Raw genomic sequence first — 16,045 nt, forward strand, 5'->3', positions numbered from 1 at the left:
GCCCAAACCCCGGTGAGGAATTGACGATGGCCACGGACGAGAAGATCCTCAAGTACCTCAAGCGTGTCACGGCCGAACTGCACGACCTGCGCAAGCAGGTCCAGCGGAACGCGGACGAGCCGGTCGCGATCGTGGGCATGGCCTGCCGCCTGCCCGGCGGCGTGACCGGCCCCGAGAGCCTGTGGCAGCTGGTCAGTGAGGGCCGGGACGGCGTGTCGGCGTTCCCGGACGACCGCGGCTGGGACCTGGACGCGCTGTTCGACGACGACCCGGACAAGGCCGGCACCTCCTACGTCGCGCAGGGCGGGTTCCTGCGCGACGCGGGGAAGTTCGACGCCGAGTTCTTCGGGATCTCGCCGCGCGAGGCGCTCGCCATGGACCCGCAGCAGCGCCTGCTGCTGGAGACCTCCTGGGAGGCGCTGGAGCGCGCCGGCGTCGACCCGACCTCGCTCAAGGGCGCGGACGTCGGGGTGTTCAACGGGATCATGGGCGTCGACTACTTCTTCGGCGGCAACGTGCCGCCGGAGCTGGAGGGCTTCGCCGGGACGGGCGCGGCGGGCAGCGTGGCCTCGGGCCGGATCTCCTACGTGTTCGGGTTCGAGGGCCCGGCGGTCACCGTGGACACCGCCTGCTCCTCGTCCCTGGTGGCGATCCACCTGGCCGCGCAGGCCCTGCGCCGCGGCGAGTGCTCGATGGCACTCGCCGGCGGCGCGACCGTGATGGCGACACCGCACACCTTCGTGGAGTTCTCCCGCCAGCGCGGTCTGGCCTCGGACGGCCGGTGCAAGTCCTACGCGGACGCGGCGGACGGCACCGGCTGGGCCGAGGGCGCGGGCGTGGTCGTGCTGGAGCGGCTCTCCGAGGCCCGCCGCAAGGGACACCGGGTGCTCGCGGTGCTGCGCGGCAGCGCGGTCAACCAGGACGGCGCGTCCAACGGTCTGACCGCGCCCAACGGCCTCTCCCAGCAGCGGGTGATCCGCAAGGCGCTGGCGGCGGCCGGGCTCACCCCGGCCGACGTGGACGTGGTGGAGGGCCACGGCACCGGCACGGTGCTGGGCGACCCGATCGAGGCGCAGGCGCTGCTGGCCACCTACGGCCAGGAGCGCGAGCCCGGGCGTCCGCTCTGGCTGGGCTCGCTGAAGTCCAACATCGGCCACGCCCAGGCGGCGGCCGGTGTCTCGGGCGTGATCAAGATGGTGCAGGCGCTGCGGCACGGCGTGCTGCCCGCCACCCTGCACGTCGACGCGCCGTCCTCCCAGGTGGACTGGTCGGTCGGCGCGGTCGAGCTGCTCGACCGCAGCCGGCCCTGGCCGGAGGTGGACCGGCTGCGCCGGGCCGGGGTCTCCTCCTTCGGGGTCAGCGGGACGAACGCGCACCTGATCCTGGAGCAGGCGCCCGAGGACGAGGTGGAGCCCCTCGCGGGTGAGGCCGCACCGGGGGCCGGGGCCGTGCCGCTGGTGCTCTCGGCGAAGAGCGCCGGGTCGCTGGCCGGTCAGGCCGAGCGGCTGACCGCCTTGGTCGGTGCGTCGGAGCAGGAACTCCCGGACGTCGCCGCCGCGCTGGTGTCGCAGCGGGCGCTGCTGTCCGAGCGCGCGGTGGTGCTGGCGGGCTCCTCGGAGCAGGCGCTGGCGGGGCTGGACGCGCTGGCGCGCGGGGAGTCCGACGCCGCGCTGGTGACGGGCAGCGGCTCGGTCCCGGCCCGGACGGTGCTGGTGTTCCCGGGGCAGGGGTCGCAGCGGGTCGGGATGGGCCGTGAGCTGGCGGAGCGGTACCCGGTGTTCGCCGAGGCCTTCGAGGCTGCGTGTGCCGCGTTGGACGAGCGGTTGGCGGGCTGGACCGAGCACCCGGTCAAGGACGTGGTGCTGGGCACGGCCGGATCGCTGGACCAGACCGTGTACACCCAGGCCGGGTTGTTCGCCGTGGAGACGGCGCTGTTCCGGCTGATCGAGTCCTGGGGTGTCCGGCCGGACGCCGTCATGGGCCACTCGATCGGGGAGATCACGGCTGCCCATGTGGCCGGGGTGCTCTCGCTGGCGGACGCGGCGGCGGTGGTCGCCGCGCGCGGCCGGCTGATGCAGGCGCTGCCCTCGGGCGGCGCGATGGTCGCGGTCGCCGCGACCGAGGCCGAGGTGGCCGAATTCCTCGGTGCGGGCGTGGACCTGGCGGCGGTGAACGGCCCGTCGTCGGTGGTCCTCTCCGGCGAGGAGGCGGCCGTGCTGAAGGCCGCGGAGCAACTGCGCGAGCAGGGCCGCAAGGTCAAGCAGCTGACCGTCTCGCACGCCTTCCACTCGGCGCTGATGGAACCGATGCTGGCGGAGTTCGCCACCGCCCTGGCCAACGTGTCGTGGGGCGAGCCCAAGCTCGCGGTGATCTCCAACGTCACCGGCCGCGTCGCCGACCTGGGCCAACTGGCCGATCCCGCCTACTGGGCGGACCATGTGCGCCGCCCGGTCCGGTTCGCCGACGGCATCGCCACGGCGGCCACCCCCGGTGGCGCGGTGTTCGTCGAACTCGGCCCCGGCGCGGCACTGAGCGGCGTGGTGGACGAGACGGTCGACGGCCGAGCCGTGTCGGTGGCCGCGCTGCGCGACGGCCGCCCGGAGGTGCCCACCCTGCTGGCCGCGGTGGCCGAACTCTTCGTCCGGGGCGTCGAGGTGGACTGGGTGAAGACCCTCCCCGCCGGAGCCGGCGCCGCCCGGGTGGAGCTGCCCACCTACGCCTTCGACCACGAGCACTACTGGCTCCGGATGCTGGCCTCGGTGACCGACGCGGCGGCCCTGGGCCTGACCGGCGCCGGTCACCCGCTGCTCGGCGCGGTCGTCCAACTGCCGCAGTCCGACGGCCTGGTGTTCACCTCCCGGCTCTCCCTGCGCACCCATGACTGGCTCGCCGACCACGCCGTCGGCGGGGTCGTGCTCGTCCCCGCCACGGCGCTGGTGGAGCTGGCCGTCCGGGCCGGTGACGAGGTCGGCTGCGGCACCCTCGACGACCTGGTCGTCGAGGCGCCGATCCTCCTGCCCGAGCACGGCGGGGTCCGCGTCCAGGTCGCCGTCGGCGGCCCCGACGCGCACGGCGCCCGCACGGTGGAGGTGTACTCCGCCCGCGAGGACGCCACGGACGCGTGGACCCGGCACGCCACCGGCACCCTGACGGCGACGAAGGACGCCGACGGCCCGGAGTTCGACTTCACCGCCTGGCCCCCGGCCGGCGCGCAGCCGGTCGACCTCGGTGACCTCTACCCCGACCTGGTCGCCCAGGGCTACGCCTACGGCCCGGCGTTCCAGGGCCTGCGGGCGCTCTGGCGGCGCGGCGAGGAACTGTTCGCGGAGGTCGCCCTGCCGGAGGACCAGCACGACGAGGCCGACCGCTTCGGCATCCACCCCGCGCTGCTCGACGCGGCCCTGCACCCGGGCCTGCGGGACACCGTGGCGGCCGACGCCGACCGGCTGTGGCAGCCGCTGCGCTGGAGCGGGCTGGTGCTGCACGCCACGGGCGCGGCGGCCCTGCGGGTGCGCCTGGCCCGGCTCGGCGCCGGCACGCTGGCCTTCGAGGCCGCCGACGAGACCGGTGCCGCCGTGCTGGCGGCCGACTCCGTGACGCTCCGCCCCGTCGCCGTCGAGCAGTTGGCCGCCTCGGCGGGCGCGACCGGCGGCGACGCGCTGTTCCGGGTGGAGTGGACCGAGCTGCCCCCGGCCGCCGCTCCGGCCGCCGTGCGGTGGACGGTGCTGTCCGGTGCGGCCGAGGTGGCCGCGCTCGCCGCCCCGGCCGACGGCGCGCCGGCGCCGTCCGTGGTGGTCCTGGACGCGGTCGGGGACGGTACGGGCGAGCACGCGGTGCTCGGTCTGACCGGCCGGGTGCTGGCGGTCGCGCAGTCCTGGCTGGCCGCGTCCGGCCTCGAAGGCTCCCGACTGGTGGTGCGCACCCGGGGTGCGGTGCCCGCCGGTGGCGACGCCGGGGTGACGGACCCGGCGGGTGCCGCGGTCTGGGGTCTGATCCGGGTCGCGCAGGCGGAGAACCCGGACCGGATCGTGCTGCTGGACACCGACACCGAGGCCGACACCGACCTCGGTGCCGTCCTCGCCGCCGTGCTGGCCACCGGTGAGCCGCAGGTCGCCGTCCGGGGGGCGGCCCTGTCCGCGCCGCGCCTGGTCCGCGCCACCGACGGCGCCGCGACCGACGGGCCCGCCGCGTTCGACCCCGAGGGCACCGTCCTGGTCACCGGCGGCACCGGCTCGCTGGGCGCGCTGCTGGCCCGGCACCTGGTCACCGGGCACGGCGTCCGGCACCTGCTGCTGGTCAGCCGCCGGGGTCTCGGCGCCGAGGGCGCACCGGAGTTGGCGGCGGAGCTGGAGGATCTCGGCGCGACGGTGACCGTCACCGCCTGCGACGTGGCCGACCGGGAGTCGGCGGCCGCACTGCTCTCCGGCGTCCCGGCCGAGCACCCGCTGACCGGGGTGGTGCACACCGCGGGTGTGCTGGACGACGGGGTGTTCGGGGCGCTGACGCCCGAGCGGCTGGCCCGTGTGTTCGCCCCGAAGGTGACCGCGGTGCGGCACCTGGACGAGCTGACCCGTGAACTGGCGCCGGAGCTGCGCTCGTTCGTGCTGTTCTCGTCGGCGGCCGGGGTCTTCGGCTCGGCCGGTCAGGGCAACTACGCGGCGGCCAACGCCTATCTGGACGCGGTCGCCCACCGGCGCCGCGCCGACGGCCTGCCCGCCGCGTCGCTCGCCTGGGGCCTCTGGGAGCAGGCCGGTGGCATGGCCGCCCACCTCACCGAGGCCGACCAGACCCGGGTGAACCGGGGCGGGTTCCTGGCGATCGCCCCGGCCGAGGGCCTGGACCTCTTCGACGCGGGCCTGCGCGGCGGCCGGGCCGTGACCGTGCCGATCAAGCTCGACCTGCGCGCCGTCCGGGCCGAGGCCGCGTCCGGCCGCGGCGTCCTGCCGCTGCTGCGCAGCCTGGTGCCGGTCGGCCGACGGGCCGTCCGGACCGCCTCCGGGCTGGCCGACCGGCTCGCCGGGCTGGCGGTGGCGGAGCAGGAGACGCTGCTGCTGGACCTGGTCCGCACCCATGTCGCGACCGTGCTCGGACACGCCGGCGCGGCGAACGTCAAGGCGGAGAAGGCGTTCAAGGACGCCGGCTTCGACTCGCTCACCTCCGTCCAACTGCGCAACCGGCTCCGCGAGTCGACCGGGCTCAACCTGCCCACGACCGTCGTCTACGACTACCCCACGCCGGTCGCGCTCGCCCGCTTCCTGCGCGAGGAGCTCGGCGACACCGCCGCCGCTGCCGCCGTCCCGACGGTGGTGGCGGCCGACCTCGACGAGCCGATCGCGATCGTCGGCATGGCCTGCCGGCTGCCCGGTGGCGTGGTCACCCCGGAGGACCTCTGGCGGCTGGTCTCCGAGGGCCGGGACGCGGTGTCCGGCTTCCCCGAGGACCGCGGCTGGGACGTGGGCGGCCTCTTCGACGACGACCAGGAGAACATCGGCACCTCCTACGTCGACCAGGGCGGCTTCCTGCACGACGCGGGGCTCTTCGACGCGGGCTTCTTCGGGATCTCGCCGCGCGAGGCGCTGGCGATGGACCCGCAGCAGCGGCTGCTGCTGGAGATGTCCTGGGAGGCGCTGGAGCGGGCCGGGGTCGACCCGGCCGCGCTGAAGGGCCGGGACGTCGGGGTGTTCTCCGGCGTGATGACCCAGGGCTACGGGATCGGCGGCGTCATCCCGCCGGAGCTGAGCGGCTTCACCGCCACCGGCTCCGCGATGAGCGTGGCCTCGGGCCGGGTCTCCTACGTGTTCGGCTTCGAGGGCCCCGCGGTGACGGTGGACACGGCCTGCTCGTCGTCCCTGGTGGCGATGCACCTGGCCGCGCAGGCACTGCGGTCCGGCGAGTGCTCGCTGGCACTGGCCGGCGGCGCGACGATCATGGCGACGCCGCACACCTTCGTGGAGTTCTCGCGACAGAAGGCACTCGCCCCCGACGGGCGGTGCAAGGCGTTCTCCTCGACCGCCGACGGCACCGGCTGGGGCGAGGGCGCGGGCGTCGTGGTGCTGGAGCGGCTCTCCGAGGCCCGGCGCAACGGACACCGGATCCTGGCGGTGCTGCGCGGCAGCGCGATCAACCAGGACGGTGCGTCGAACGGTCTGACCGCGCCGAACGGGCCCTCGCAGCAGCGGGTGATCCGCAAGGCGCTGGCCAACGCGGGCCTGGCCGCCTCGGACGTCGACGCGGTGGAGGCGCACGGGACGGGGACCTCGCTGGGCGACCCGATCGAGGCGCAGGCGCTGCTGGCCACGTACGGGCAGGGGCGCGGGGACGGGGAGGCACCCCTCTGGCTCGGCTCGGTCAAGTCCAACGTCGGCCACACCCAGGCCGCGGCCGGGGTGGCCGGTGTGATCAAGATGGTGGAGGCGCTGCGGCACGGTGTGCTGCCGCCCACCCTGCACGTCGAGGCCCCGACGCCGCAGGTGGACTGGTCGGTCGGCGCGGTGGAGCTGCTGACCGAGGCGCGGGAGTGGCCGGAGACCGGCCGCCCCCGGCGGGTGGGCGTCTCCTCCTTCGGGCTGAGTGGGACCAACGCGCACCTGATCCTGGAGCAGGCGCCCGAGGAGGACCCGGCCGAGGTCGGGGCCGCGCCCGACGCCGTGGTGCCGCTGGTGGTGTCGGCGGCCTCGACGGCCTCGCTGGCCGGGCAGGCCGAGCGGCTGGCGGCCTTCGTCGAGGCGTCCGCGCCGGTCTCACCGGCCGCGGTGGCCGGGGTCCTGGCGACCCGGCGGGCGGCGCTCGGTGAGCGCGCGGTGCTGGTGGCGGGCTCGCGGTCCGAGGTGCTGGCGGGGTTCGCCGCGTTGGCGCGCGGGGAGTCGGCGCCGGGGTTGGTGACGGGCAGTGTGTCCGGTGCGAGCCGGACGGTGCTGGTGTTCCCGGGGCAGGGTTCGCAGTGGGTCGGGATGGGGCGTGAACTGCTGGACGCCTCGCCGGTGTTCGCCGAGCGGGCGGCCGCGTGCGCGGCGGCGCTGGAGCGCTGGGTGGACTGGTCGCTGGAGGACGTGCTGCGCGGGGACGCGCCGGCCGAGCTGCTGGACCGGGTGGACGTGCTCCAGCCGGCGAGTTTCGCGGTGATGGTCGGTCTGGCGGCGGTCTGGGCGTCGGTGGGTGTGGTGCCGGACGCGGTGGTCGGGCACTCGCAGGGCGAGATCGCGGCGGCGTGCGTGGCGGGTGCGCTGTCGCTGGAGGACGCGGCGCGGATCGTGGCGGTGCGCAGCCAGGTGATCGCCGGGAGCCTCGCCGGTCGCGGGGGGATGGCGTCGGTGGCGCTCTCCGACAGCGAGGCTGTCGAGCGGCTGGTGCGCTGGGCGGACCGCGTCGAGGTCGCGGCCGTCAACGGCCCGGCCTCGGTGGTCATCGCGGGTGACGCCGAGGCGCTGGACGAGGCGCTGGAGGTGCTGGCGGCCGACGGGGTGCGGGTGCGCCGGGTGGCGGTGGACTACGCCTCCCACACCCGTCATGTCGAGGCGATCGAGGACACCCTGGCGGAGGCCTTCGCGGACATTCGCAGCCAGGCCCCGCTGGTCCCGTTCCTCTCCACCGTCACGGGCGAGTGGATCGACGAGGCGGGCGTGCTGGACGGCGGGTACTGGTACCGCAACCTGCGCGGTCAGGTCCGGTTCGGCCCGGCGATCGCGACGCTGTTGGACCAGGGTCACACGGTGTTCGTGGAGTCGAGCGCGCACCCGGTGCTGGTCCAGCCGGTCAGTGAGATCGTGGACGAGGCCGGGGCCGAGGCCCTGGTCACCGGGACGCTGCGGCGGGACGAGGGCGGCCTGCGCCGCCTGTTCGCCTCGATGGCCGAACTCCACGTCCGCGGCGTGGCCGTCGACTGGACCGGTGTGCTGCCGGCCGGCGCCGAGACCGCCCAGGTCGACCTGCCCACCTACGCCTTCGACCGGCAGCACTTCTGGCTGCGGACCTCCCCGGCCACCGACGCGGCCTCGCTCGGCCAGGCCACCGCCGACCACCCGCTGATCGGCGCGGTGGTCCAGGTACCCGAGACGGGCGGCGTGCTCTGCACCTCCCGGCTCTCCCTGCACACCCACCCCTGGCTGGCCGACCACGCCGTCGGCGGCGCCGTGCTGGTGCCCGGCACCGGTCTGGTCGAGCTGGCGGTACGGGCCGGTGACGAGGTCGGCTGCGGCACGCTGGACGAGCTGGTGATCGAGGCCCCGCTGGTCCTGCCCGAGCACGGCAACGTGCGGGTCCAGGTCGCCGTCGGCGGCCCCGACGGGGCGGGCGCCCGCAGGGTCGGCATCTACTCGGTCCGCGAGGACGCGGCCGGGGACACCGGCGCGGACGCCTGGACCCGGCACGCCACCGGTACCCTGACGGCGACCTCGGACGCCGGCGGTCCCGCGTTCGACTTCACCGCCTGGCCGCCCGCCGACGCGGAGCAGCTGGGTGTCACCGGCGGCTACGAGCTGCTGGCCCAAGCCGGTTACGGCTACGGGCCGGTGTTCCAGGGCGTGCGGGCGGTCTGGCGACGCGGCGAGGAGCTGTTCGCCGAGGTCGCCCTGCCCGAGGACCAGCGGGACGCCGCCGGCCGGTTCGGCATCCACCCCGCGCTGCTCGACGCCGCCCTCCACCCCGTCATGCTGGACGTGGCGCTGGGGGACCCGACGGGCGTGAACCGGGCGGGCGACGAGTCCGAGGTGCACCTGCCGTTCGGCTGGAACGGGCTGCGGCTGCACGCGGCCGGTGCCTCGGCGCTGCGGGTGCGCCTGGTGCGGTCCGACGCGCAGACGCTCGCGCTGGAGGCCGCCGACGAGACCGGCGGAGCCGTCCTGACGCTCCGTTCGCTGGTCTCGCGCGCCGTCTCGGCCGACCAGCTGGGCAGCGCGGGCGGCGACGAAGGCCGCGACGCGCTGTTCCGGGTGGAGTGGACGGAGCTGCCCACCGGTACCGCTCCGGGCCTGGAACTCCCGCCGGCCTGGGTGCCGGTGGCCTCGCCGGACCACGTGGCCATGCTGACCAACGGCTCGGGCGTGCCCCCCGTGGTCGTCCTGGACGCGGTCGGGGACGGCCCGGACGAGTACGCGGTGCTCGGTCTGACCGCCCGGGTGCTGGACGTCGTCCAGGCCTGGCTGAGCACCCGGGGGCTGGACGCGGCACGGCTGGTCGTGGTCACCCGGGGTGCGGTGCCCGCCGGTGGCGACGCCGCGGTGACGGACCCGGCGGGCGCCGCGGTCTGGGGTCTGATCCGGGTCGCGCAGGCGGAGAACCCGGACCGGATCGTGCTGCTCGACACCGACGCCGCCCCCGGGACGGACGTCGAACCGGTGCTCGCCGCCGTGCTGGGCACCAACGAGCCGCAGGTCGCGGTCCGCGGGACGACGATGTACGTGCCCCGGATCGCCCGGGCCACGGCCCCGGCCGACGAGGCCGCGGCGTTCGACCCCGAGGGCACCGTCCTGATCACCGGCGGCACCGGCACCCTCGGCGGCCTGCTGGCCCGGCGCCTGGTCACCGGGCACGGGGTCCGGCATCTGCTGCTGGCCAGCCGGAGCGGCCTGCGGGCCGAGGGCGCAGCGGAGTTGGCGGCCGAGCTGACCGCGCTGGGCGCGACGGTGACCGTCACCGCGTGTGACGTGGCCGACCGGGAGTCGGTGGCCGCACTGCTCTCCGGCGTCCCGGCCGAGCATCCGCTGACGGGTGTGGTGCACACCGCGGGTGTGCTGGACGACGGGGTGTTCGGGGCGCTGACGGCGGAGCGGCTGGCCCGTGTGTTCGCCCCGAAGGTGACCGCGGTGCGGCACCTGGACGAGCTGACCCGTGAACTGGCGCCGGAGTTGCGCTCGTTCGTGCTGTTCTCGTCGGCGGCCGGGGTCTTCGGCTCGGCCGGTCAGGGCAACTACGCGGCGGCCAACGCCTATCTGGACGCGGTCGCCCACCGGCGCCGCGCCGCCGGCCTGCCCGCGATGTCCCTGGCCTGGGGCCTCTGGGAGCAGGCCACCGCGATGACCGCCCACCTCGACACCGCCGAGGAGGCCCGGACCGGCCGGAGCCGGAGCCGTTCGCTGGCCTCGGACGAAGGTCTGGACCTCTTCGACGCGGCGCTGCGCACCGGCGACGCGCTGCTCGTCCCGATCAAGCTGGACCTGCGGTCCATGCGCGCCGACGCGGCGGCGGGCCGCGAGGTGCCGCCGCTGCTGCGCGGGCTGATCCGGGCGAGTCGGCAGACCGCGCGGTCGGCGGCGGCCGACGGTACGGCCGGCCTGGCCGGCCGGCTGACCGGGCTGACGGTGGCCGAGCAGGAGGCGCTGCTGCTGGAGCTGGTCCGCGGCCACGCGGCGACCGTGCTCGGGCACGCGGGACCGGAGGGCGTGAAGACCGACACGGCGTTCCGCGACTCCGGCTTCGACTCGCTGACCTCCGTCGAGCTGCGCAACCGGTTGCGCGAGGCGACCGGTCTGAAGCTGCCCGCGACGGTGGTCTTCGACCACCCGACCCCGCTCGCCCTCGCCCGGCACCTGCACGAGGAGTTCGGCCACGTGGCCGCCGAGACCGGCGCGGCGGCGCCGGCGGTCGTGCTCGCCGACCCGTCCGAGCCGATCGCGATCGTCGGCATGGCCTGCCGGCTGCCCGGCGGTGTGGCGAGCCCCGAGGACCTCTGGCGGCTGGTCAGCGAGGGCCGGGACGCGATGTCCGGCTTCCCGTCCGACCGCGGCTGGGACCTGGACGGCCTCTTCGACGCGGACCCGGACAAGGCCGGGACCTCCTACGTGGACCAGGGCGGCTTCCTGCACGAGGCGGCGCTGTTCGACGGGGGCTTCTTCGGGATCTCGCCGCGCGAGGCGCTGGCGATGGACCCGCAGCAGCGCCTGCTGCTGGAGACCTCGTGGGAGGCGCTGGAGCGGGCGGGCATCGACCCGGCCACGCTCAAGGGCACCGACGTCGGCGTCTTCTCCGGTCTGATGGGCGCGGGCTACGGCTCGGGCAGCGACGTACCCGCCGAGCTGGAGGGCTTCGTCACGACCGGCGCCGGCAGCAGCGTGGCCTCGGGCCGGGTGTCCTACGTGTTCGGGTTCGAGGGCCCCGCGGTCACCGTGGACACGGCCTGCTCGTCGTCCCTGGTGGCGATGCACCTGGCCGCGCAGGCGCTGCGGACCGGTGAGTGCTCGCTGGCCCTCGCCAGCGGCGCGGCCGTGATGACCGGCCCCGGCGCGTTCGTGCAGTTCTCCCGCCAGCGCGGTCTGGCCTCGGACGGCCGGTGCAAGTCCTACGCGGACGCGGCGGACGGCACCGGCTGGGCCGAGGGCGCGGGCGTGGTGGTGCTGGAGCGCCTCTCGGAGGCCCGCCGCAAGGGGCACCGGGTGCTCGCGGTGGTCCGCGGGTCGGCGGTGAACCAGGACGGCGCGTCCAACGGTCTGACCGCGCCCAACGGGCCCTCACAGCAGCGGGTGATCCGCAAGGCGCTGGCCAACGCGGGCCTGTCCACCGCCGACATCGACGCGGTGGAGGGCCACGGCACGGGCACCGTGCTGGGGGACCCGATCGAGGCCCAGGCGCTGCTGGCCACCTACGGGCGCGGCCGTGACCCGGAGCGGCCGCTCTGGCTGGGCTCGCTGAAGTCCAACATCGGCCACACCCAGGCGGCTTCCGGCGTGGCCGGTGTGATCAAGATGGTGCAGGCGCTGCGGCACGGCGTGCTGCCGCCCACCCTGCACGTGGACGCGCCGTCCTCGCAGGTGGACTGGACGGCGGGCGCCGTCGAGCTGCTGACCGAGGCGCGGGAGTGGCCGGAGACCGGCCGCCCGCGGCGGGTGGGCGTCTCCTCGTTCGGGCTGAGCGGGACCAACGCGCACCTGATCCTGGAGCAGGTGCCGGAGGAGAACGCGGTGGAGCGGCCCGCCGTCGAGCCGACGGGTGTGGTCCCGCTGGTGCTGTCGGCGAAGAGCGCGGGCTCGCTGGCCGGGCAGGCCGACCGGCTGGCGCCCTTCGTCGAGACGTCCGGGGCGGGGACGGCGGAGATCGCCGCCGCGCTGCTGGCGCAGCGGGCGCTGCTGTCGGAGCGCGCGGTGGTGCTGGCGGGTTCGCCGGAGGAGGCGCTGGCCGGGCTGAGCGCCCTGGCGCGCGGGGAGTCCGCCGCCGGTGTCGTGGCCGGGGGTGGCCAAGCCCGGACGGTGCTGGTGTTCCCGGGGCAGGGGTCGCAGCGGGTCGGGATGGGCCGGGAGCTGGCCGAGCGGTACCCGGTGTTCGCCGAGGCCTTCGACGCGGCCTGCGCCGCGCTGGACGCGCAGTTGGCGGGCTGGACCGAGCACCCGGTCAAGGACGTGGTGCTCGGCACGGCCGGATCCCTCGACCAGACCGTCTACACCCAGGCCGGGTTGTTCGCCGTGGAGACGGCGTTGTTCCGGCTGATCGAGTCCTGGGGCGTCCGGCCGGACGCGGTGATGGGCCACTCGATCGGGGAGATCACGGCCGCGCACGTGGCCGGGGTGCTCTCGCTCGGGGACGCGGCGGCGGTGGTCGCCGCACGCGGCCGGCTGATGCAGGCGCTGCCCTCGGGCGGTGCGATGGTGGCGGTGGCAGCCACCGAGGCCGAGGTGGCCGAACTCCTCGGTGACGGCGTGGATCTGGCGGCGGTGAACGGTCCTTCGTCGGTGGTCCTCTCCGGTGAGGAGGCGGCCGTGCTGAAGGCCGCGGAGCAACTGCGCGAGCAGGGCCGCAAGGTCAAGCAGCTGACCGTCTCGCACGCCTTCCACTCGGCGCTGATGGAACCGATGCTGGCGGAGTTCGCCACCGCCCTGGCCGAGGTCTCGTGGGGTGAGCCCAAGCTCGCGGTGATCTCCAACGTCACCGGCCGTCCGGCCGAGCCCGGTCAACTGGCCGATCCCGCCTACTGGGTGGACCATGTCCGCCGCCCGGTCCGGTTCGCCGACGGCATCGCCACGGCGGCCGGTCCCGGTAACGCGGTCTTCGTCGAGCTGGGCCCCGGCGCCGCGCTGAGCGGCGTGGTCGCGGAGTCCGCCGGTGAGCGCGCGGTCACGGTGGCCGCGCTGCGCGACGGCCGCCCCGAGGCGCACACCGTACTGGCCTCGGTCGCCGAACTCTTCGTCCGGGGCGTCGAGGTGGACTGGGCGAAGACCCTGCCCGCCGGCCTTCCGGTCACCCATCTGGAGCTGCCCACCTACGCCTTCGACCACGAGCACTACTGGCTCCGGAGCGCTGCCGCCACCGACGCGGCCTCGCTCGGCCAGGGCCGGGCCGACCACCCGCTGCTCGGCGCCGTCGTCCAACTGCCGCAGTCGGACGGCCTGGTGTTCACCTCCCGGCTGTCGCTGCGCACCCACGGCTGGCTCGCCGACCACACCGTCGGGGGAGTGGTCCTCGTCCCCGGTGCCGCCCTGGTGGAGCTGGCCGTCCGGGCCGGGGACGAGGTCGGCTGCGGCACCCTCGACGACCTGGTCGTCGAGGTACCGCTCCTCCTGCCCGAGCACGGCGGGGTCCGGGTCCAGGTCGCCGTCGGCGGCCCGGACGAGCAGGGCGCCCGCAAGGTCGAGGTGTACTCCGCCCACGAGGACGCGACGGAGACCTGGACCCGCCACGTCACCGGCACCCTCGCGGTGGCGCCCACGGCGGGGGCCGAGCCGTTCGACACCGGGGCGTGGCCCCCGGCCGGTGCGGAGCCGGTCGACGTCGACGGCCTCTACACCGAACTCATCGCTCACGGCCACGAGTACGGACCGCTGTTCCGCGCCCTCCGGGCGGTGTGGCGGCGCGGCGACGAGGTGTTCGCCGAGCTCGCCCTGCCCGACGGGCAGCGGGACACCGCCGCCCGGTTCGGCCTGCACCCCGCGCTGCTGGACGCCGCCCTGCACCCCGCCCTGCGGGACGCGGCCGCGGCGGACCGGGACCGGACGTGGCAGCCGCGGGAGTGGCACGGGCTGGCCCTGCACGCCGTCGGCGCCTCCGCGCTGCGGGTGCGGATCACCGCGGCCGGGCCCGACACGCTGGCACTGGCGGCGGTCGACGAGGCCGGCGGCCCGGTCCTGACGGCAGCCGCGGTGACGCTGCGGCCGCTCTCCGCCGAGCAGTTGGCGGCCGCGGCGGGCACGGCCGACGACGACGGCCTGTACCGGGTCGACTGGACGGCGCTGCCCCCGGCGCCGCTGCAGGGCACCGGCACGGCGCCGCGGCGCGCGGCCGTCGCGACCGAGGCGGACCTCGCGGCCCTGACGGCCGGTGGGGACGTTCCCCCGGTCGTGGTCCTGACGGCCGTCACCGACGGCGAGGGGGAGGACGCCGTCCTCCCGCTCACCACCCGGGTGCTGGCCGTGGTGCAGTCCTGGCTGGCCGACGAAACCCTGGAGGACTCCCGCCTGGTGGTGCGGACCCGGGGCGCGGTGCCCGCCGGCGGCGACGCCGCGCTCACCGACCCGGCCGGCGCCGCCGTCTGGGGCCTGGTCCGAGCGGCCCAGGCCGAGAGCCCGGACCGGATCGTCCTGCTCGACCTCGACCCGGCCGCGCCGGACGACCTGGACACCGCGCTCGCCGCGGCGCTGCCGCTCGGCGAGCCGCAGGTCGCGGTGCGCGGGACGGCGCTGCACGTACCGCGCCTGGCCCGGACCGCCGGCGAGGTGCCCGGCGGCGAACCGGCCTTCCGCCCGGACGGCACGGTCCTGATCACCGGCGGCACCGGCTCGCTCGGCGCCCTGACCGCCCGTCACCTGGTCGCGCGGCACGGCGTCCGCCACCTGGTCCTCGCGGGCCGGCGCGGCCCGGACGCCGACGGCGCGGCGGAGCTCGCCGCCGAGCTGGAGGCCGCCGGGGCCACGGTGTCGGTGGTGGCCTGCGACGTCACCGACCGGGAGGCGGTCGCGGCGCTCCTGGCCGCCGTGCCGGCCGGGCACCCGCTGACCGGCATCGTCCACGCCGCCCGGGTCTTCGACGCCGGGGTGATCGGCGAGGTCGACCCGGACCGGATGGCGCGGGTCTTCGCGCCGAAGGTGACCGCCGTCCGCCACCTGGACGAGCTGAGCCGCGAACTCGCCCCCGAGCTGGACGCGTTCGTCCTGATGTCCTCCGCCTCCTCGGTCTTCCTGGGCGCGGGCACCGGCGGCTACGCCGCGGCCAACGCCTATCTGGACGCGGTGGCGCACCGGCGCCGCGCGGCAGGCCTGCCCGGTACGTCCCTCGCCTGGGGTGTGTGGGCGCAGGCCGACGGCTCCGCCGACGGGCCCGGTCAGGACCGGAGCGGCCGCCGCGGCGGTGTCCGGCCCCTGACGGCCGAGGCGGGCACGGCGCTGTTCGACGCGGCGCTGCGCACCGGCGAGGCCCTGCTGGTGCCGGTCGAGCTCGACCTCCGGGCGCTGCGCGCCGACGCCGCGCTCGGCGGCGGGGTCCCGCCGCTGCTGCGCGGTCTGGTCCGCACCGGCCGGCAGGCCGTCCGGGCGGCCGCCGGTGACGGCGGCGGCGGGCTGGCCCGCCGGCTGGCCGGGCTGGCGCCCGCCGAGCAGCAGGCCCTGCTGCTGGACCTGGTCCGCGCCCGGGTGGCGACCGTCCTCGGTCACGCCGGGTCCGAGCAGGTCAGGCCGGAGACGGCGTTCAAGGACGCCGGCTTCGACTCGCTCACCTCCGTCGAACTGCGCAACCGGCTCCGGGAGGCGACGGGCCTGGGCCTGCCGGCCACGGTGGTCTTCGATTACCCGACGCCGCTGGCCCTCGCGCACTACCTGCACGACCGGCTGGACCCGTCCGGCGGGGCCACCGCCGCCTCGCACCCGCTGCTGGCCGAACTGAGCAGGCTGGAGGCGATGCTGGCCGAGACACCGGCCGGTGACACGGCCCGCGCCCAGGTCGCCACCCGGCTCCAGGGCCTGCTGGCCGCCTGGTCGACGGCGAACGGCGGCGGGGCGGCCGAGGAACAGATCGACTACGACACCGCCTCCGACGACGAGCTCTTCGACCTCATCGACACGGAGTTCGGCAGCTGACCGCCACCGGCACCCCCGCAGACCACCCGACGCCACAGCCTTCTAGGAGCCGAACT

General features: G+C 76.1%; 1 protein-coding gene. It reads left to right on the plus strand.

Translation table 11 applies throughout. The annotated features are described in order from the left end of the window. The first annotated feature begins 26 nt into the window (after nt 1-26). Nucleotides 27-15,989, plus strand: coding sequence for an SDR family NAD(P)-dependent oxidoreductase (locus OG618_RS32940; protein WP_329491264.1), 15,963 nt, complete (start codon nt 27-29; stop codon nt 15,987-15,989). The last annotated feature ends 56 nt before the right edge of the window (nt 15,990-16,045 follow it).

Source organism: Kitasatospora sp. NBC_01246, assembly GCF_036226505.1.
GTDB lineage: Bacteria > Actinomycetota > Actinomycetes > Streptomycetales > Streptomycetaceae > Kitasatospora.